This window comes from Salmonella sp. 741265055_HSA, assembly GCF_046569525.1.
In the GTDB taxonomy this organism is placed as follows: Bacteria; Pseudomonadota; Gammaproteobacteria; order Enterobacterales; family Enterobacteriaceae; genus Salmonella; species Salmonella enterica.
Genome location: NZ_JBKFSQ010000024.1, coordinates 16,169 through 35,109, shown reverse-complemented (window position 1 = coordinate 35,109; position 18,941 = coordinate 16,169). Strand labels below are relative to the sequence as shown.

Here is an 18,941-nt window from a genome sequence, read left to right as displayed (position 1 = left end):
CGCTACTGCCGCTGTGTTGTGTCAGGCACGACGCAAAAAACGATTTTACCTGGTAAACGAGGCCGAAAACCCGATGTTTCAGCAGCAAAATGACTGGGAAACAAGAGAAAATGCGTTTGCCGCTTTTGCTATGGGGCCGCTGACCGATTTCTGGCGTCAGCGGGAAGAGGCGGAGTTTATCGGCGTGGGTAACATTCCGGTGCGCTTTGTCCGTTTTCGGAATGATTCCAACGATCGGACGATCGTCATTTGTCCTGGCCGCATTGAGAGTTATGTAAAATACGCTGAACTGGCGTATGACCTTTTTCATCTCGGTTTTGATATCTTCATCATCGACCACCGTGGTCAAGGGCGCTCCGGGCGGATGTTATCGGACCCGCATCGGGGTCATGTTGATCATTTTAACGATTATGTTGAGGACTTAGCGGCGTTCTGGCAGCAGGAAATTGAGCCGGGGCCGTGGCGTAAGCGTTATATCCTGGCGCACTCAATGGGGGGCGCGATAGCCACTCTGTTCCTGCAACGCCATCGTGTGCGGTGCGACGCTATTGCGCTCACCGCGCCGATGTTTGGTATTGTGATACGCTTGCCTTCCTTTATGGTGCGCCATATTCTCGACTGGGCCGAAGGGCACCAGCGTATCCGTGAAGATTACGCTATTGGTACCGGTCAGTGGCGGGCGTTGCCGTTTGGGATGAATGCGCTGACCCACAGCCGCCAGCGTTATCAGCGCAACTTACGATTTTATGCCGACGAGCCGCAGCTGCGCGTTGGCGGCCCCACCTGGCATTGGGTACGCGAAGGCATTCTGGCGGGTGAGCAGGTTCTGGCTGGGGCGAGCGATGACACGACGCCTACGCTACTGATTCAGGCGGAAGAAGAGCGGGTAGTGGATAACCGCACCCACGATCGTTTTTGTGAAATTCGCGCCGCGGCGGGATACCCTTGTGAAGGGGGAAAACCGCTGGTTATCAAAGGCGCGTACCATGAGATCCTTTTTGAAAAGGACGCCATGCGCTCAGTCGCGCTTAACGCCATTGTTGAATTTTTCAACAAGCCTAATTTATCCAGCGGAAATCGCTTTGCTTAGAGGTTAAATTTTATTATGTATCAGGTTGTTGCGTCTGATTTAGATGGCACGCTGCTCTCCCCCGACCATACGTTGTCCCCTTATGCCAAAGAGACTCTGAAGCTGTTGACCGCACGCGGCATCCATTTTGTCTTTGCCACTGGTCGTCATCATGTCGATGTAGGGCAAATCCGCGATAATCTTGAAATCAAGTCTTACATGATCACCTCCAACGGCGCGCGAGTGCACGATACCGACGGGAATTTGGTTTTTACGCATAATCTGGACAGCGACATTGCCAGCGACCTGTTCGGGGTGGTGAATGCGAACCCGGATATCGTGACTAACGTTTATCGCGACGACGAATGGTTTATGAATCGTCATCGCCCCGATGAAATGCGTTTTTTCAAAGAGGCGGTATTTAACTATTCGCTGTTTGAGCCTGCGCTGCTGGAGCCGGAGGGCGTCAGCAAAGTGTTTTTCACCAGCGACACTCATGAAAAGTTGTTGCCGCTGGAGCAGGCGATTAACGCGCGCTGGGGCGATCGGGTAAACGTGAGCTTCTCTACGCTAACCTGTCTGGAAGTGATGGCGGGCGGAGTGTCGAAAGGTCATGCGCTGGAAGCGGTCGCTCAGGCGATGGGGTACAGCCTGAAAGAGTGTATCGCCTTTGGCGACGGAATGAACGACGCTGAAATGCTCACGATGGCGGGCAAAGGCTGCATCATGGGCAATGCGCACCAGCGTCTGAAAGACCTGTATCCCGAACTTGAGGTGATCGGCATCAACGCGGATAACGCCGTGCCGCATTACCTGCGCGATCTTTTCTTACGCTGATGTAATTGTTTGTTAGTTGACCAGTTGTCAACTTCACTCTCCGCTACAATGGGTGTTCCCTGTTTTAAGAGACATCCATTGTGGCGCTACTCATCATTACCACTATCCTGTGGGCTTTCTCCTTTAGTCTATTTGGCGAGTATCTTGCCGGGCATGTCGATAGCTATTTCGCGGTGCTGATACGCGTTGGGCTGGCGGCGCTCGTTTTTCTGCCGTTTTTGCGTACTCGCGGGCACAACTTAAAAACCATCAGCCTGTATATGCTGGTGGGGGCGATGCAGCTTGGCATCATGTATATGTTGAGCTTCCATGCTTACCTCTACCTGACCGTATCCGAACTGCTGCTGTTTACCGTTCTGACGCCGCTCTATATCACGCTGATTTACGATGTGATGAGTCAGCGTCGTTTGCGCTGGGGCTATGCATTTAGCGCGTTGCTGGCGGTGATTGGCGCCGGGATTATTCGCTACGATCGCGTGACCGACCATTTTTGGGTCGGTTTGCTCCTGGTGCAGCTTTCTAATATCAGTTTCGCTATCGGAATGGTGGGGTATAAACGTCTGATGGAGACCCGTCCCATGCCGCAGCACAACGCCTTTGCGTGGTTCTATCTGGGGGCGTTTTTGGTGGCGGCGGTGGCGTGGTCGCTGTTGGGGAACGCGCAAAAGCTGCCGGAAACCACGCTGCAATGGAGCATTCTGGTGTTTCTCGGCGTGGTGGCGTCCGGCATTGGCTACTTTATGTGGAACTATGGCGCTACCCAGGTAGACGCCGGGACGCTGGGTATCATGAATAATATGCATGTTCCCGCAGGACTGCTGGTTAATCTTGCCATCTGGCATCAGCAGCCCCACTGGCCAAGCTTTATTACAGGCGCGGCTGTGATCCTGGCTTCGCTGTGGGTGCATCGAAAATGGGTCGCTCCGCGCTCCGCACAAACGGCAGATGATCGCAGGCGTGATCCCGCGTCGAGCGAATAAACGCCTCGATCACCGCCTGACGCTGGTCGCCGTCGCGCACGGCGGCATACAGGCGGCTCCACAGACCATCGCCCAGGGTTTTGGTCACCACCAGACCCTGGCGCTCAACACTTTCCACCACCCAGTGCGGCAGGGCGGCAATACCCATTCTGGCCGCCACCATCTGAATCAGCAGTAGCGTATTATCCACGCTTTTCAGCAGCGGACTGATACCCGCCGGTTGCAGGAAATGTCGCCAGACATCCAGTCGGCTGCGCTGCACCGGGTAAATCAACAGCGTTTCGCTGGCTAAATCTTCCGGCGTAATCTGCGTTTTGCTGGCTAGCGGATGGTCGGGCGCCAGCACCAGTCGGACTTCAAAATCAAACATCGGCGAATAATGCAGCCCGCTGCGCGGCAAAATATCCGACGTCATCACCAAATCCAGCTCGCCTTGTTGCAAGGCCGGTTGCGGATCAAAAGTGACGCCGGATGTGAAATCCATTTCTACCTGCGGCCAGTTTGCACGGAAGTTTTCCAGCGCCGGGGTCAGCCACTGAATACAACTATGACATTCAATAGCGATGCGCAGACGAGTTTGCTGCGGTTCGTTGCACGCCTGCAGCGCACGGCTGATTTGCGGCAGCACCTGGTTTGCCAGTTGCAGCAGAACTTCCCCCTGCGGCGTAAAGCGCAGCGGCTGGCTTTTACGCACGAACAGGCGGAAACCAAGGCGTTGTTCCAGATCGCTGAACTGATGAGACAGAGCGGATTGGGTCTGGTGCAGCACCGCCGCCGCGGCAGCCAGCGATCCACTATTCCGCAATGCCTGGAGTGTTTTCAGATGTTTAATTTCGATCATGAAAGTCCTTCACTTCGCCATGAACAAATTGCGCTTGAGGAATATACAGTACCTTTACATTATGGATGTGTAAACATCCAGACGTCTAAAATCCGTCGTCTTTTAAATTGATGGTGCGTTGGCTGCGTTTCCTCACCCCGGTCACTTACTGATGTAAGCTCCCGGGGATGAGCAAATTTGCCGCCTTCCCTGAATTTAAAATACTTAGGATTTACATATAATTAGAGGAAGTAAAATGACAATATTGACTCATACCCTCGGTTTTCCTCGCGTTGGCCTGCGTCGCGAGTTGAAAAAAGCGCAAGAGAGTTACTGGGCGGGGAACTCAACGCGTGAAGCGTTACTGGCGGTGGGCCGCGAACTGCGCGCGCGTCACTGGGAGCAGCAGAAACAAGCGGGTATTGACCTGTTACCGGTAGGCGACTTTGCCTGGTACGACCATGTTCTGACCACCAGCCTGCTGTTAGGCAATGTGCCGGCTCGTCATCAGAACAACGACGGTTCCGTGGACATCGACACTCTGTTCCGCATTGGCCGCGGTCGCGCGCCAACCGGCGAACCGGCGGCGGCAGCGGAAATGACCAAATGGTTTAATACTAACTATCACTACATAGTACCGGAGTTCAGCAAAGGCCAGCAGTTCAGACTCACCTGGACACAGTTGCTGGAGGAAGTGGACGAAGCGCTGGCGCTGGGGCATAAGATCAAACCCGTCCTGCTGGGGCCTGTCACGTATCTGTGGCTGGGTAAAGTGAAAGGCGAGCCGTTTGACCGCCTGACGTTGCTGAAAGACATTTTGCCGGTGTATCAGCACGTACTGGCTGAACTGGCAAAACGTGGTATTGAGTGGGTCCAAATTGATGAGCCAGCGCTGGTGCTGGAACTGCCGCAGGCGTGGCTGGATGCCTTCAAACCGGCTTACGACGCGCTCGCCGGCCAGGTGAAGCTGTTGCTGACGACCTATTTTGAAGGCGTGACGCCAAACCTGGACACTATTATCGCGCTACCGGTACAGGGGCTACATGTTGACCTCATTCATGGCAAAGATGATGTAGCGGAACTGCATCAACGTCTGCCGGTCGACTGGCTGCTCTCCGCAGGCTTGATTAACGGGCGTAATGTCTGGCGCGCCGATTTGACCGAAAAATACGCGCAGATTAATGCCATTGTGGGCAAACGCGCGCTGTGGGTAGCATCCTCCTGCTCTTTGCTGCACAGCCCGATCGATCTTAGCGTCGAAACGCGTCTGGATACGGAAGTAAAAAGCTGGTTTGCCTTTGCGCTGCAAAAATGCGGTGAACTGGCGTTGCTGCGCGATGCGCTGAACAGCGGCGAAACGGCGGCGCTTGAGAAATGGAGCGCACCGATTCAGGCTCGTCGTCACTCCCGCCGCGTACATAATGCCGCGGTAGAAAAACGCCTGGCGGCGATCACCGCGCAGGACAGCCAGCGTGAGAACCCGTATGAGGTGCGTGCTGAGGCGCAACGCGCCCGCTTTAAACTTCCCGCCTGGCCGACGACGACTATCGGTTCGTTTCCGCAAACCACGGAAATTCGCGGCCTGCGTCTGGACTTCAAAAAGGGCAATCTCGACGCGAATAACTACCGCACCGGCATCGCCGAACACATCAGGCAGGCTATCATCGAGCAGGAGCGTTTAGGGCTGGATGTGCTGGTACACGGCGAAGCCGAGCGAAACGACATGGTGGAATACTTCGGCGAGCATCTGGACGGCTTCGTCTTTACCCAGAATGGTTGGGTGCAAAGCTATGGCTCCCGCTGTGTGAAACCGCCGGTAGTGATTGGCGATATCAGCCGTCCGGCACCGATTACCGTGGAGTGGGCGAAATATGCCCAGTCGCTGACCGACAAACCGGTAAAAGGGATGTTGACCGGCCCGGTGACTATTCTTTGCTGGTCATTCCCCCGCGAAGACGTGACCCGCGAAACGATTGCGAAACAGATTGCGCTGGCGCTGCGTGATGAAGTCGCGGATCTGGAGGCGGCGGGGATCGGGATTATTCAGATTGATGAACCGGCGCTGCGCGAAGGTCTACCGCTGCGTCGCAGCGACTGGGACGCCTATCTGGAATGGGGTGTGGAAGCCTTCCGCATCAACGCGGCGGTGGCGAAGGATGAAACCCAGATCCACACCCACATGTGTTACTGCGAGTTCAACGACATTATGGATTCGATCGCCGCGCTGGACGCGGATGTGATCACCATTGAGACCTCCCGCTCGGATATGGAGTTGCTGGAGTCGTTCGAAGCGTTCGACTACCCGAACGAAATCGGGCCGGGCGTGTACGATATTCACTCGCCGAACGTGCCGAGCGTCGAGTGGATTGAAGCCCTGCTGAAGAAGGCGGCACAGCGTATTCCGGCACAACGCCTGTGGGTGAATCCGGACTGCGGTCTGAAAACTCGCGGTTGGCCGGAAACCCGCGCGGCGTTAGCGAACATGGTCAAAGCGGCGCACAATCTGCGTCAGGCGTAAGAAAACATAGGCACCAGAGGAGGCTTCGGCCTCCTCTTTTTTTTGCGCTCGCGCCTGGTGGTTGAAAAGCGATCTTTATGATGACCATCACAAACATAATAACATTATATTGTTATAACAAATGGGGATGAAAACAAAAAAAGGACCTCTGTATGAACTACAACATGGTGGGTGACGCCATCGTTAAGCATTGTGGCGGGCTGGAGAATTTTATTCATGTGACCAACTGTATGACCCGCGTGCGGATGACCATTGCCGATCCGTCGTTGGTCGACATGCCCGCGCTCAAAGGTATCGAAGGCGTACTGGGCGTGGTGGAAGATGACACGCTGCAGGTGATAGTCGGGCCGGGAAAATCATCGAAGGTGGCGACGGTGATCAACGAACGGCTAAAAGGCGCGCCTGCTGTGGATACCACATTGAGCGGTGTCGAGCAAAAGGCGAAACTGGCGCGCGAAAAAGCGAAGAAGCAGACGCGTACCAAAGCTATTCTCAAACATATTGCGAACATCTTTGTCCCCATTCTGCCAGCGCTCATTGCGGCCGGGATTCTGATGGGGCTGAACAACGTGGTGGTCAACTCGGCGGCTTCATGGGCAATGAGCCATCATATTGCCGCCGTCGGCGACCTTTCGCCCACCCAGGTGGTGCTCGACCAGCGGCATCTGCTCGGCGTCAGCCAGTTCCTGGACATCGTCTCGAAAGCGCTGTTTGGCTTTCTGGCTATTTATGCGGGCATCACCTCGGCGCGTGAATTTGAAGGTAATCTGATTCTGGGCGGTCTGCTCGGCGCGATTACCATTATGCCGCAGGTGACGACGCTGGGGCTGATCCCCGGGCAGGGCGGGCTGATCGGCGTGATTTTTGCCGTCTGGTTGATGTGTCTGCTGGAAAAACAGGTGCGCCGATTCGTGCCGGATATCGTCGACGTGGTGGTGACGCCAACGGTCGTGCTGCTGGTGATGGCTGCTGCGCAGCTGTTTATCATCATGCCCGCGGCGGGTGTGGTCTCCAACGGTATTCTGCACGCACTTAACGGCTTACTGGAACACGGCGGCATTGCGGCAGGTTTTGTGCTTTCGGCGCTATTCCCGTTCCTGATTTCGCTGGGCCTGCATCACGGTCTGTTCCCGATTCACCTTGAGATGATCAACGCCACCGGTCACGCGCCGCTATTTGCTATCCAGATTATGTCTAACGCTGGCATGGTAGGAGCGGCGACGGCGGTACTGCTGCTGACCCGCGACCCGGTGATGAAAAAAATCGCCAAGGGTGCGATCCCAACGTCGATTCTGGCGGTGGGGGAACCGACGATTTTCGGCGTCAATATTCCGGCGGGGTTTGCCTTCATCACGGGGTCGATCGGCGCGGGGTTTGGCGGCGTGATGGTGGTACTGCTGGGGGTCTCCACCAACGGCGTCGGCGCGGCGGGGCTTTCGGCGCTACCGCTGATTGCCGACGGCAAATATCTGCAATACATCCTGGCATGGCTGGTGGGCTGTGCGGCGGCCTTTGCGCTGACGTATGTGGTCGGCAAGGTCCGTGGTTACGATAAAGAAATGGCGTGAATAAAAGGAATAGCACATGAAAGCAATTATGTTGATGTTTGATTCTCTCAACAAACGTCTGTTGTCAGCTTACGGGAGCGATCGCGCCATTACGCCGAATTTCCAGCGCTTAAAGGAGCGCACCGTACGGTTCGATAATTTTTATGTCGGCAGTATGCCCTGCATGCCCGCCCGCCGTGAGTTGCATACCGGACGCTATAACTTTCTCCATCGCGGCTGGTCGCCGCTGGAGCCGTTCGATGACTCCGTGCCGGAAATCCTCAAGAAAAACGGAATTCATACGCATCTGGTGACTGACCATAAACACTATTGGCGTGACGGTGGCGCGACCTACCACTCGCGTTATAGCACCTATGAGTTTATTCGTGGGCAGGAAGGTGACGCGTGGAAAGGCGTGGTCGATAAGCCGGAATATCGCTATGAATCCGGCGAACCGGAGGAGATCAAACAGCGGCGGATCGCCAGTCGGGTGCAGCACCAGATCAACGTGCAGTTTATGCAAAATGAGGACGATCACCATCTGGCGCGGACGATCAACAAAGGTCTGGAATTTATTGATATTAACTACGCCAGCGATAACTGGTTCCTACAACTGGAGTGCTTTGATCCGCATGAACCGTTTTTTGTGCCGGAAAAGTACCTGAAAATGTACGGTATCGACGACCCGTCGCAGTTTGATGGCTGGCCGCCGTACTACTTCGTGACTGAAAGCGCGGAGCGCAAGAGCGTGATCCAGAAGTACTACATGGCGCTGCTGACCATGGTGGATGCCTACGTGGGCAAGGTGCTTGATTACATGGATCGCTACGATCTGTGGCGCGACACGATGCTTATTGTCAATACGGATCACGGTTTTCTGCTCGGCGAGCACGAATGGTGGGGCAAAAATATTATGCCGCTGTATAACGAAGTGGCGAATACTCCCTGCTTTATCTGGCATCCGCAGTATGGCTGTGCGGGCGAATCGCGCCAGGCGCTGGCGCAGACGATCGATATCCCGGCAACGCTGCTCGACAGCTTTGGTCTCGACAAGCCGCAAGATATGCAGGGTGTATCGCTGCTGCCGGTGCTGCGTGACGATACGCCAGTACGCGACCATGTGCTGTTTGGCTATCATGGCTGCCATATCAACATTACCGATGGCCGCTATGTTTATATGCGCGCGCCGGTTGAGCAGGGCGTTGACGGCCTGTATGAATATACGCTAATGCCGACGCGCATTAACCGCCGCTTCACGCCGCAGGAGCTTCAGGGCATGATGCTGCATCCGCCGTTCAGTTTTACCAAAGGCTGCCAGGTGCTGCAGGTGCCCGCCGAGTCGGTGATGACACGTGATGCCGACCGTTTTGGTCACCGCTTATACGATCTGACCGACGACCCGACGCAGCAAACGCAGTGTCACGATGAAAACGTCGCGCGGAAGCTGTGCGAGCGCATGAAGGCGATGATGGTGCAAAGCGACGCGCCTGCCGAGCTCTATCCGCGCTATGCGCTAAACGATGCCCACGCGCCGTTACTGGGGCTGGACCCGCACCTTCTGCCGGAGCTGGCGGCCTTCACGCCACAGGTTCGCTATGGCCTCTTTGCACTGCTGCAGCACCTCGAAGGAAGCGGGCAGGTTGAGTTGGCTACTCGGCTTCAGTCCGCCTGCCGGGCAGACTGGACGAAAGAAAATTTGTGGGCATTCGTACAGAATGAGGTTCCCGAGGAGCAGCATCAGAGCGTGTATTATAAGATGGCGTTAGAAATGCGACTTGATTAAGTAGTCTCCCCGGCTTTGGCCGGGGAAAAGGAGTACGGAGTTAATGAAAGAAGAACTGGACTATTCACGCGGCGCTAAACCATTATATGCCCAGCTACACGACATTCTGCTGGAGAAGTTGAAAACCGGCGAATACAAAAAGAATGACGTACTGCCTACCGAAGCGGAGTTTGAAGAGATCTTCGGCGTCAGCCGCATTACGGCCCGCCGCGCGCTGGCGGAACTGGCCGCGAAAGGGCTGGTAAAACGCCAGGCGGGGATTGGCACGATGGTGATCAGCACTTCCGAGAAACAGGAAGTCAAAGCCCGCGTGCGGCTGGTGGATGGGCAGCAGCAACATCCGATTGAACGTAATAATCTGAAGCTTGAGCAACTGCAACCCCCTGAAGCCGTGGCCCAGGCGTTTGAGGTTGATGGCAAAACGGCGCTGTCGCTATTAACCCGCACCATTTACCGGCAAAACGAGCAGCCCGCCCAGGTGAACTATATCTGGCTGACGCCGCGTCTACATCAGCTCACTCTTGATACGCTGAGCGGCGGCCTGTACAGAATGCTGGAGGAGAATGACGAAAATATCGATAGCTTCCAGGACGTGATTACCGCCGAGTTGCCGACAGAAGAAGACTGCCACATTTTGCAAATTCCCTCGTTGGAACCGCTGCTGGTGAAAACGCGTAAAGGCTATAATGACCGCGGGGAGCTGGTGGAATTCAGCATTGCCAAACACATCGCCAGCTGTTATCAGTATATTGTTGAGAATAGTCGATGAGCTGGCTGACTCAGGGAAAGGCTCCCGACTACCGTTTTTCGCTGGCCAATGAACGAACTTACCTGGCTTGGATTCGTACGGCGCTGGCCTTTATGGCCGCCGCAATCGGAATTGATCAACTGGCGGAAAATCTGGCGTCCTCCGGCGTGCGCGCGTTGCTGGTATGCGTGCTGGGGATCACCGCGGCCGCTCTCGCTTGGTACGCTTATCGACGCTGGTCCGGTAATGAACGCGCGATGCGCCACGATGCTGCGTTGACTTATCCCCAGCTTCTGATCTGGCTCAGCGCAGGTCTGATGGTCGTCATCATCACAACGTTAGCCGTTTTACTACTGCGATGATCGTTGATCTCCGCCCTTGTGATCCCGGCCTGCAGCCTCAGCGTACCGCGCTGGCCTGGCTCCGCACGACGTTCTCCGTATTCGTCCTGGCGCTGGTCACTGCGCGCGTTGGTTTTGCCCGTGGCTCTTTAGCCTCCGGCTGGGTGGGTAGCCTTGCTGTTGGGCTGGCGATCGTGCTGATGATTGTTACCCATTATCGTCAGCAGCAGGTCATTGCTGACGGTGAATTAACCACCCCGGCCTCCGTCCTGACTAAGCGGTTGCTGAGCATTATTCTCGGGCTGGAGGCCGTCTCGCTGATACTGCCAGCCGCGCTAAGTCTTTTACCCGAAGGAGTATGTTGAGATGGCATTAGCCAGCTGTCACGTCATGGCGAAACCCACGGGTTCGGTGTGCAATATTGATTGTTCCTACTGTTTCTACCTGGAAAAAGAGGCGCTGTACCCGGAGCGTAATAAAAACTGGCGCATGTCGGATGAGACGCTCGAAAGCTATATTCGCCAGCATATTGAAGCACAGTCCGGGGATGCCGTCACCTTTGCCTGGCAAGGCGGTGAACCCACGATGATGGGGGTTGCCTTTTTCCGCCGAGTGGTGGAACTGTGCGCACAATACGGCCATGGGAAAAAGATAAAACATGCTCTGCAAACCAATGGCATCCTGATCGATGAAGAATGGGCGCGCTTTTTTGCCGAGCACCGCTTTCTGATTGGCGTCTCGATTGACGGCCCGGCCCATCTGCATAACCAGTATCGCGTTAATCGCGCTGGTAAAGGTACGCACGAGAAAGTGATGGAGGCGATTGCACTGCTGAAGGCCTACCACGTCGAGTTCAACACGCTTACCGTGGTGGGCAAGCACAACGTTGGGCATGCCCGCGAAGTGTATGATTTTCTGCTGGCGGCAGGCTCGCGATACATGCAGTTTATCCCGCTGGTAGAGCGAATGAGCACCGATAACTCATCGGTACTTAATCTGGTGATGCCCGGCGAAAGCGCGGCAAAGCTGGCGCCATGGACGGTACCGTCGTGGCAATATGGCGAATTTCTCAACCAGATCTTTGATATCTGGGTTCGTCGCGACGTAGACCGCGTCTATGTGCAGATGTTTGACGTGGCGTTAGCCGCCTGGACGGCGCAGCAGCCGGTACTGTGTGTACATTCCGAGACTTGTGGACATGCCTTCGCGCTGGAGTCGAACGGCGATCTCTACAACTGCGACCACTTTGTCTACCCGGAGCATCTGCTGGGAAATATCCACCAGCACAGCATCAAAGCCTTAAATAATAGCGAGCGGGCTATTGCCTTTGGCGAGGCCAAGCGGGAGACCCTGACCGCCGATTGTCGTCGCTGTGACTACCGCTTCGCGTGTCATGGCGGCTGTCCGAAGCATCGCTTTGCCGTCTCGCCGTCCGGTCATCCTGCGCATAATTACTTGTGTGCGGGCTATAAGCATTTTTTCCAGCATGTTACGCCGTATATGAATGTCTGGCGGGAGCTGCTGGCGCAAGGCTATCCGATGGCATCGATCATGCGCTGGCTGGCGCAGGACGCGCGTAAAGACACAGGAGCCGTCAGTCGTAACCATCCCTGTCCCTGCGGCAGCGGCAAAAAATATAAAAAATGCTGTGGTAAAGCATAGCTAACGTGGCGATGACGATTTGTTGAGCCTACACCGACTCCGGTCTGGTAGGCCCAACAAATATCGTAATGCGCTGTGGTTAACCTTTTTTGCCACCGTATTGCGCGAACCATTCCAGCATTCTTTGCCAGCCGTCTTTCGCTGAGGCTTCGTGGTAGCCCGGACGATAATCGGCATTAAACGCGTGCCCGGCATCGGGATAGACCACGATTTCCGCCTTCGCATTAGCGGCGCGTAGCGCCTGACGCATGGTTTCCACGCTCTCCTGTGGAATACTGGTATCCTGCCCGCCGTATAAACCCAGTACCGGCGCGTTAAGATCGGTGGTGATGTCAACGGGATGCTTCGGCGAATTGAGTGACGTGTCGCCCACCAGCTTGCCGTACCAGGCTACCGCCGCTTTTAACTGTGGGTTGTGCGCGGCGTATAGCCAGGTAATCCGGCCTCCCCAACAAAAACCGGTGATCATCAGCCGATGCGCATCCCCGCCGTTGCGCGAAGCCCAACTGGCGACGTGATCCAGGTCGGCAAGGACTTGCGAATCCGGTACTTTAGCCACCAGCCCGCTCAATAATGTGGGTATATCGGCGAAATTATTGGGGTCGCCTTCGCGGAAATAGAGCTCAGGCGCGATAGCGAGATAGCCTTCCAGCGCCAGTCGTCGGCAAATATCGCGAATGTGTTCATGTACGCCAAAAATTTCCTGTACCACAATGACCACAGGCAGCGCGCCGTCGCTCGCTTTTGGTCTGGCGTAATAGGCTGGCATATCGTCGCCCTGAGAGGGGATCGACGTTATCCCCGCGCTAATGGCCCCATCAGGCGTATGAATCATCGTAGGGGCAAGCGGGGAGGCTGCAGGTGCAAAGCCGGATGGATGTGTCGTTGTCATGGTATTCTCCGTACCCTTAAAAAATAGCGCAATCTTAACTATAGACAGTGTGTAACAAACCACATTGCCTTAAAGCGGCTATCTTTTGTGCAATGCCTGGCGATATTGATTATTTATTGTGATGAGCATCACTCTTTAATGGTAATCGAGTGCAATTGTTTTACGCCATAGTGATGGTTGTCACGAAAATATCTTTATGTCTTAGGTAAAGTGTCTTTTTGCTTCTTCTGACAAACCCGATTCACAGAGGAGTTTTATATGTCCAAGTCTGATGTTTTTCATCTCGGCCTCACCAAAAACGATTTACAAGGGGCCCAGCTCGCCATCGTCCCTGGCGATCCTGAGCGTGTGGAAAAGATCGCCGCGCTGATGGATAAGCCGGTTAAGCTGGCATCTCACCGCGAATTCACCTCCTGGCGCGCTGAGCTGGATGGCAAAGCAGTTATCGTTTGCTCTACCGGTATCGGCGGCCCGTCTACCTCTATTGCCGTGGAAGAACTGGCGCAACTGGGTATTCGTACCTTCTTGCGTATCGGCACCACGGGGGCTATTCAGCCGCACATCAACGTCGGCGACGTTCTGGTCACGACCGCATCCGTACGTCTGGATGGGGCGAGCCTGCATTTTGCGCCGATGGAATTCCCGGCGGTTGCCGACTTTGCCTGCACCACTGCGCTGGTTGAAGCCGCGAAATCGATTGGCGCCACGACTCACGTTGGCGTAACCGCCTCTTCCGACACTTTCTATCCGGGTCAGGAACGTTACGACACCTATTCTGGCCGCGTTGTTCGCCGCTTCAAAGGTTCTATGGAAGAGTGGCAGGCGATGGGCGTGATGAACTACGAAATGGAATCCGCTACGCTGTTAACCATGTGCGCAAGCCAGGGGTTACGCGCAGGTATGGTGGCGGGCGTTATCGTCAACCGTACCCAACAAGAGATTCCGAATGCGGAAACGATGAAACAAACTGAAAGCCACGCGGTGAAAATCGTCGTGGAAGCGGCCCGTCGTCTGCTGTAATTCTCCTCTCTTTTGCAAAGGCCGACGCGTTCGGCCTTTTCTTTTTGCGTGGCGCCTCGCAGGAAATCCCTTTTAAACTGGACGTTTATACAGCACAATTCTATTTTGTGCAGGACAGTGTGGTTCCAGGAGAGGTGTTGTGGTTATTACTCTTATGATAAGCGCCGTCGTGGCGCTGGCGGCTGGGGCGGTGATTGGCTGGCTGGCGACGAAAGCGCACGCCGATCAAATCCGCGCCGATCTTATCGAAGAACGGCGTGAGCTGGATATCGAACTTAGCGCGGCCCGGCAGCAATTAGCGCAAGAAGCGCACTGGCGCAGTGAATGCGAGTTACTTAATAACGAACTGCGCAGCCTGCACAGTATTAATACCTCTCTGGAAGCCGATCTGCGTGAAGTCACGACCCGTCTGGAAGCGACTCAACAACACGCGGAAGACAAAATCCGTCAGATGATCAACAGCGAACAGCGTTTAAGCGAGCAGTTTGAAAATCTGGCGAACCGTATCTTTGAACACAGTAATCGTCGCGTAGACGAACAAAACCGACAAAGCCTGAATAGCCTGCTGACGCCGCTGCGTGAGCAACTGGACGGTTTTCGCCGCCAGGTTCAGGAGAGTTTTGGCAAAGAAGCGCAGGAGCGGCATACGCTGGCGCACGAAATTCGTAATTTGCAGCAGCTTAACGCGCAAATGGCGCAGGAAGCGATCAACCTGACGCGCGCCCTGAAAGGGGACAATAAGGCGCAAGGAAACTGGGGCGAAGTTGTGCTGGCGCGGGTGCTGGAGGCATCCGGACTGCGTGAAGGCTACGAATACGAAACCCAGGTTAGTATTGAGAACGATGCGCGCTCGCGGATGCAGCCGGATGTCATCGTCCGCTTGCCGCAGGGCAAAGATGTGGTCATCGACGCTAAAATGACGTTGGTCGCCTACGAGCGTTACTTTAACGCTGAAGATGACTACACGCGCGAGGCCGCTTTACAAGAGCACATCGCCTCGGTGCGCAATCATATTCGCTTACTGGGGCGTAAAGACTACCAGCAGCTTCCCGGCCTCCGCTCGCTGGACTATGTTCTGATGTTTATCCCCGTAGAACCCGCTTTCCTGCTGGCGTTAGATAAACAGCCCGAACTGATAACCGAGGCGCTGAAAAATAACATTATGCTGGTAAGCCCCACGACGCTACTGGTGGCATTACGGACGATCGCCAACCTGTGGCGCTATGAACACCAGAGCCGCAATGCGCAGCACATCGCGGACAGAGCCAGTAAGCTCTACGATAAAATGCGGTTGTTCGTTGATGATATGTCAGCGATCGGTCAGAGTCTGGATAAAGCGCAGGATAACTACCGCCAGGCGATGAAAAAACTTGCGTCGGGGCGTGGCAACGTTTTGGCGCAGGCGGAGGCCTTCCGGGGGCTAGGCGTGGAAATCAAACGCGAGATTAATCCGGATTTAGCGGAACAGGCCGTTACGCAAGATGAAGAATATCGTTTACGATCGATCCCTGAAGGGCGGCAGGATGAACATTATCCCAATGATGAACGGGTGAAGCAGCAGTTAAGTTAACCCATACGGAGTAGTTTAGTCCTGGCGCAGAGTAGGGCAAATTGGCCCAATCTGTTACACTTCTTGAACATTTTTATCGATAAGCAGGCACTGAGATGGTGGAAGATTCACAAGAAACGACGCACTTTGGCTTTCAGACCGTCGCTAAAGAGCAGAAAGCTGACATGGTGGCCCACGTTTTTCATTCTGTGGCGTCAAAGTACGATGTGATGAATGACTTAATGTCATTTGGCATTCATCGTTTGTGGAAGCGCTTCACCATTGATTGCAGTGGCGTGCGTCGTGGACAAACCGTTCTCGATTTAGCGGGCGGTACGGGCGATCTTACCGCGAAATTTTCACGTATGGTCGGGGAAACTGGCAAAGTTATCCTGGCGGATATTAATGATTCTATGCTCAAAATGGGGCGTGAGAAGCTGCGTAATATCGGCGTGATCGGCAACGTAGAGTATGTGCAGGCGAATGCCGAAGCTCTGCCTTTCCCTGATAACACGTTTGATTGCATTACCATTTCGTTTGGTTTGCGCAATGTAACGGAGAAAGAAAAAGCGCTGCGGTCAATGTTCCGTGTGTTGAAACCCGGCGGACGTTTACTGGTGCTTGAATTTTCCAAGCCTATTATTGAGCCGCTGAGTAAAGCGTATGACGCCTATTCTTTCCATATTTTACCGCGTATTGGCTCGATGGTCGCGAACGATGCGGATAGCTATCGGTATCTCGCGGAATCCATCCGTATGCATCCCGATCAGGATACCTTAAAAGCCATGATGCAGGACGCCGGATTTGAGAGCGTGGATTATTACAATCTGACGGCGGGCGTTGTGGCATTGCACCGTGGTTATAAATTTTAGGAGGGTGGAATGCCTTTTAAACCCTTAGTGACCGCAGGAATTGAAGGTCTCCTCAATACGTTTCTGTATCGTTCGCCAGCGCTGAAATCAGCCAGAACGCGCTTACAGGGAAAAGTACTGTGTGTGAAACTAAAGGGATTTTCGACGCCATTAGTCCTGGTATTCAGTGAACGCCAGATTGATGTGCTGGGGGCATGGGAAGGCGAAGCGGACTGTACGGTAATCACTCAAGCTAGCGTTTTGCCAAAACTACGCGATCGTCAGCAGTTGGCCGCGCTTATTCGCAGCGGCGAACTGGAAGTGCAGGGCGATATTCAGGTCGTGCAAAATTTTGTGGCGCTCGCCGATCTTGCCGAATTCGATCCTGCGGAGCTGTTGGCGCCATACACGGGTGATATTGCGGCGGAAAGTATCGGTAAGGTCGTGCGTGGCGGGGCTAAATTCCTGCGCCACGGGTTTCAACGTCAGCAGCGTTATGCCGCTGAAGCGATCACTGAAGAGTGGCGTATGGCGCCTGGCCCGCTGGAAGTCGCATGGTTTGCCGAAGAAACCGCGGCTGTTGAGCGCGCCGTAGATGCTCTGACCACACGGCTGGAAAAACTGGAGGCCAAATGACGCCAGGTGAAGTACGGCGCCTATATTTCATCATCCGCACGTTTTTAAGCTACGGCCTTGATGAACTTATCCCCCGAATGCGTCTTACACTGCCACTCCGATTATGGCGCTATTCGCTGTTCTGGATGCCAAACCGGCATAAAGATAAATTGCTGGGTGAACGATTAAGACTGGCGTTGCAAGAGCTGGGACCGGTCTGGATCAAATTTGGTCAGATGCTCTCCACACGCCGTGACCTGTTCCCGCCGCAAATCGCCGATCAGCTCGCTTTGCTCCAGGATAAAGTCGCGCCATTCGATGGTCGGTTGGCGAAAGCCCAGATTGAAGAGGCGATGGGAGGGCTACCTGTCGAAGCCTGGTTTGACGACTTTGATATCCAGCCTTTAGCGTCGGCGTCAATCGCCCAGGTACATACCGCGCGATTGAAATCAAACGGTAAAGAAGTGGTTATTAAGGTCATTCGCCCGGATATTTTGCCGGTAATTCAGGCAGACCTGAAACTGATTTATCGCCTTGCTCGCTGGGTACCACGCCTGTTGCCGGATGGGCGTCGTCTGCGCCCGACGGAAGTGGTGCGTGAGTATGAGAAAACGCTGATCGATGAGCTGAATCTGCTGCGGGAATCAGCCAACGCGATTCAGTTACGCCGCAATTTTGAAAATAGTCCCATGCTGTATATCCCGGAGGTGTACTCCGATTACTGTAGCCAGAACATGATGGTGATGGAGCGGATATACGGCATTCCGGTTTCGGATGTGGCGGCGCTGGAAAAGAACGGCACCAACATGAAACTGCTGGCGGAACGCGGGGTTAAAGTTTTCTTCACCCAGGTTTTCCGCGACAGCTTTTTCCATGCGGACATGCATCCGGGAAATATTTTTGTCAGCCATGAACACCCTGAAAACCCGCAATATATCGGCATTGACTGCGGTATCGTCGGGTCGCTAAACAAAGAAGATAAGCGCTATCTGGCAGAAAACTTTATCGCGTTTTTTAACCGCGATTACCGAAAGGTGGCGGAGCTGCATGTCGATTCAGGCTGGGTTCCGCCAGATACCAACGTTGAAGATTTTGAGTTTGCCATCCGCACCGTCTGTGAACCTATCTTTGAAAAGCCGCTCGCGGAAATCTCGTTTGGTCATGTGTTGTTAAACCTTTTCAATACAGCGCGTCGATTTAACATGGAAGTCCAGCCGCAACTGGTGTTGTTGCAGAAAACATTATTGTATGTTGAAGGTGTTGGGCGGCAACTTTATCCTCAGCTTGATTTGTGGAAAACGGCGAAGCCGTTTCTTGAGTCCTGGATCAAAGATCAGGTGGGTATTCCGGCTCTCACGCGGGCTCTTAAAGAAAAAGCGCCGTTCTGGGTCGAAAAAATGCCAGAAATACCTGAACTGGTGTACGACAGTTTGCGCCAGGGCAAATATTTACAGCACAGTGTTGATAAGATTGCGCGCGAGTTACAGGTAAACCATGTGCGCCAAAGTCAGTCTCGTTATTTATTGGGAATTGGCGCAACGCTGTTACTGAGCGGGTCATTCTTACTCGTCAACCGCCCTGAATGGGGATTGATGCCTGGCTGGCTCATGGTCGGCGGCGTAGTTGTTTGGCTGGTTGGCTGGCGTAAAACTCGTTGAGATTTTTTTATCGCTCAACATCGGTTGTGTCACGCAGGTACATATTATCAC

General features: G+C 54.4%; 17 protein-coding genes. 15 read left to right on the top strand and 2 right to left on the bottom strand.

What is annotated here, in order from left to right:
- The first annotated feature begins 73 nt into the window (after positions 1-73).
- The 3 genes from pldB to ACLD4K_RS14260 all read left to right on the top strand — a co-directional run bounded on the left by pldB (position 74) and on the right by ACLD4K_RS14260 (position 2,886).
- A complete protein-coding gene (gene pldB / locus ACLD4K_RS14270) occupies positions 74-1,090 on the top strand; it encodes a lysophospholipase L2 (protein ID WP_000487685.1) in 1,017 nt (338 codons plus the stop codon).
- 15 nt (positions 1,091-1,105) lie between these two features.
- On the top strand, positions 1,106-1,906 hold the full coding sequence (yigL, locus tag ACLD4K_RS14265; protein ID WP_000285338.1) for a sugar/pyridoxal phosphate phosphatase YigL: 801 nt from the start codon (positions 1,106-1,108) through the stop codon (positions 1,904-1,906).
- 80 nt (positions 1,907-1,986) lie between these two features.
- Positions 1,987-2,886, top strand: a complete 900-nt coding sequence (locus ACLD4K_RS14260) for a carboxylate/amino acid/amine transporter (protein WP_001196257.1) — start codon at positions 1,987-1,989, stop codon at positions 2,884-2,886.
- Here the strand turns inward: ACLD4K_RS14260 and metR are convergent.
- Entirely contained in the window at positions 2,774-3,727 is a 954-nt protein-coding gene (gene metR, locus ACLD4K_RS14255; protein ID WP_411012039.1) for an HTH-type transcriptional regulator MetR, read from the bottom strand. The genes ACLD4K_RS14260 and metR overlap by 113 nt on opposite strands.
- Before the next feature lie 235 nt (positions 3,728-3,962).
- Here metR and metE point away from each other — a divergent pair, with 235 nt between their 5' ends.
- The 7 genes from metE to ACLD4K_RS14220 all read left to right on the top strand — a co-directional run bounded on the left by metE (position 3,963) and on the right by ACLD4K_RS14220 (position 12,305).
- Positions 3,963-6,224 carry a 5-methyltetrahydropteroyltriglutamate--homocysteine S-methyltransferase gene (gene metE / locus ACLD4K_RS14250; RefSeq protein WP_411012038.1) on the top strand — a complete coding sequence of 754 codons (2,262 nt, stop codon included), beginning with the start codon at positions 3,963-3,965 and terminating at the stop codon, positions 6,222-6,224.
- A gap of 152 nt (positions 6,225-6,376) precedes the next feature.
- Positions 6,377-7,792, top strand: a complete 1,416-nt coding sequence (locus ACLD4K_RS14245; RefSeq protein WP_080108865.1) for a PTS transporter subunit EIIC — start codon at positions 6,377-6,379, stop codon at positions 7,790-7,792.
- Positions 7,793-7,808: 16 nt separating this feature from the next.
- Entirely contained in the window at positions 7,809-9,554 is a 1,746-nt protein-coding gene (locus tag ACLD4K_RS14240; protein WP_183058913.1) for a sulfatase, read from the top strand.
- 43 nt (positions 9,555-9,597) lie between these two features.
- Entirely contained in the window at positions 9,598-10,323 is a 726-nt protein-coding gene (locus ACLD4K_RS14235) for a GntR family transcriptional regulator (protein WP_079790794.1), read from the top strand.
- Positions 10,320-10,664, top strand: coding sequence for a YidH family protein (locus tag ACLD4K_RS14230; RefSeq protein WP_079981873.1), 345 nt, complete (start codon positions 10,320-10,322; stop codon positions 10,662-10,664). Before ACLD4K_RS14235 ends, ACLD4K_RS14230 begins: the two co-directional genes overlap by 4 nt.
- Entirely contained in the window at positions 10,661-11,008 is a 348-nt protein-coding gene (locus tag ACLD4K_RS14225; RefSeq protein WP_079981874.1) for a DUF202 domain-containing protein, read from the top strand. Before ACLD4K_RS14230 ends, ACLD4K_RS14225 begins: the two co-directional genes overlap by 4 nt.
- Position 11,009: 1 nt before the next feature.
- Positions 11,010-12,305 carry an anaerobic sulfatase maturase gene (locus ACLD4K_RS14220; protein WP_411012037.1) on the top strand — a complete coding sequence of 432 codons (1,296 nt, stop codon included), beginning with the start codon at positions 11,010-11,012 and terminating at the stop codon, positions 12,303-12,305.
- A gap of 79 nt (positions 12,306-12,384) precedes the next feature.
- On the opposite strand, the gene ACLD4K_RS14215 is transcribed toward ACLD4K_RS14220, so the two are convergent.
- The gene (locus ACLD4K_RS14215; RefSeq protein WP_156010354.1) at positions 12,385-13,197 is read right to left on the bottom strand and encodes a dienelactone hydrolase family protein; all 813 of its coding nucleotides are present in this window, start codon (positions 13,195-13,197) and stop codon (positions 12,385-12,387) included.
- Between the two features lie 258 nt (positions 13,198-13,455).
- Here ACLD4K_RS14215 and udp point away from each other — a divergent pair, with 258 nt between their 5' ends.
- The 5 genes from udp to ubiB all read left to right on the top strand — a co-directional run bounded on the left by udp (position 13,456) and on the right by ubiB (position 18,890).
- Positions 13,456-14,217 carry a uridine phosphorylase gene (udp, locus tag ACLD4K_RS14210; protein ID WP_000045169.1) on the top strand — a complete coding sequence of 254 codons (762 nt, stop codon included), beginning with the start codon at positions 13,456-13,458 and terminating at the stop codon, positions 14,215-14,217.
- Between the two features lie 139 nt (positions 14,218-14,356).
- The gene (gene rmuC / locus ACLD4K_RS14205; RefSeq protein WP_411012036.1) at positions 14,357-15,787 is read left to right on the top strand and encodes a DNA recombination protein RmuC; all 1,431 of its coding nucleotides are present in this window, start codon (positions 14,357-14,359) and stop codon (positions 15,785-15,787) included.
- A 95-nt stretch (positions 15,788-15,882) separates the two neighbouring features.
- Complete coding sequence (gene ubiE / locus ACLD4K_RS14200; protein WP_000229009.1) at positions 15,883-16,638, top strand: bifunctional demethylmenaquinone methyltransferase/2-methoxy-6-polyprenyl-1,4-benzoquinol methylase UbiE; 756 nt, start codon at positions 15,883-15,885, stop codon at positions 16,636-16,638.
- A 9-nt stretch (positions 16,639-16,647) separates the two neighbouring features.
- Positions 16,648-17,253, top strand: a complete 606-nt coding sequence (ubiJ, locus tag ACLD4K_RS14195) for a ubiquinone biosynthesis protein UbiJ (RefSeq protein WP_183058911.1) — start codon at positions 16,648-16,650, stop codon at positions 17,251-17,253.
- Entirely contained in the window at positions 17,250-18,890 is a 1,641-nt protein-coding gene (gene ubiB / locus ACLD4K_RS14190) for a ubiquinone biosynthesis regulatory protein kinase UbiB (RefSeq protein ID WP_000187559.1), read from the top strand. Before ubiJ ends, ubiB begins: the two co-directional genes overlap by 4 nt.
- The last annotated feature ends 51 nt before the right edge of the window (positions 18,891-18,941 follow it).

Bases quoted from the DNA above. Each gene is read 5' to 3' on its own strand.
- ubiJ (WP_183058911.1), top strand. From the start codon at position 16,648: ATGCCTTTTAAACCCTTAGTGACCGCAGGAATTGAAGGTCTCCTCAAT.
- metR (WP_411012039.1), bottom strand. From the start codon at position 3,727: ATGATCGAAATTAAACATCTGAAAACACTCCAGGCATTGCGGAATAGT.
- ACLD4K_RS14215 (WP_156010354.1), bottom strand. From the start codon at position 13,197: ATGACAACGACACATCCATCCGGCTTTGCACCTGCAGCCTCCCCGCTT.
- metE (WP_411012038.1), top strand. From the start codon at position 3,963: ATGACAATATTGACTCATACCCTCGGTTTTCCTCGCGTTGGCCTGCGT.
- ACLD4K_RS14240 (WP_183058913.1), top strand. From the start codon at position 7,809: ATGAAAGCAATTATGTTGATGTTTGATTCTCTCAACAAACGTCTGTTG.
- ACLD4K_RS14230 (WP_079981873.1), top strand. From the start codon at position 10,320: ATGAGCTGGCTGACTCAGGGAAAGGCTCCCGACTACCGTTTTTCGCTG.
- ACLD4K_RS14220 (WP_411012037.1), top strand. From the start codon at position 11,010: ATGGCATTAGCCAGCTGTCACGTCATGGCGAAACCCACGGGTTCGGTG.
- udp (WP_000045169.1), top strand. From the start codon at position 13,456: ATGTCCAAGTCTGATGTTTTTCATCTCGGCCTCACCAAAAACGATTTA.
- ubiE (WP_000229009.1), top strand. From the start codon at position 15,883: ATGGTGGAAGATTCACAAGAAACGACGCACTTTGGCTTTCAGACCGTC.
- ubiB (WP_000187559.1), top strand. From the start codon at position 17,250: ATGACGCCAGGTGAAGTACGGCGCCTATATTTCATCATCCGCACGTTT.
- ACLD4K_RS14225 (WP_079981874.1), top strand. From the start codon at position 10,661: ATGATCGTTGATCTCCGCCCTTGTGATCCCGGCCTGCAGCCTCAGCGT.
- ACLD4K_RS14235 (WP_079790794.1), top strand. From the start codon at position 9,598: ATGAAAGAAGAACTGGACTATTCACGCGGCGCTAAACCATTATATGCC.
- ACLD4K_RS14245 (WP_080108865.1), top strand. From the start codon at position 6,377: ATGAACTACAACATGGTGGGTGACGCCATCGTTAAGCATTGTGGCGGG.
- pldB (WP_000487685.1), top strand. From the start codon at position 74: ATGTTTCAGCAGCAAAATGACTGGGAAACAAGAGAAAATGCGTTTGCC.
- yigL (WP_000285338.1), top strand. From the start codon at position 1,106: ATGTATCAGGTTGTTGCGTCTGATTTAGATGGCACGCTGCTCTCCCCC.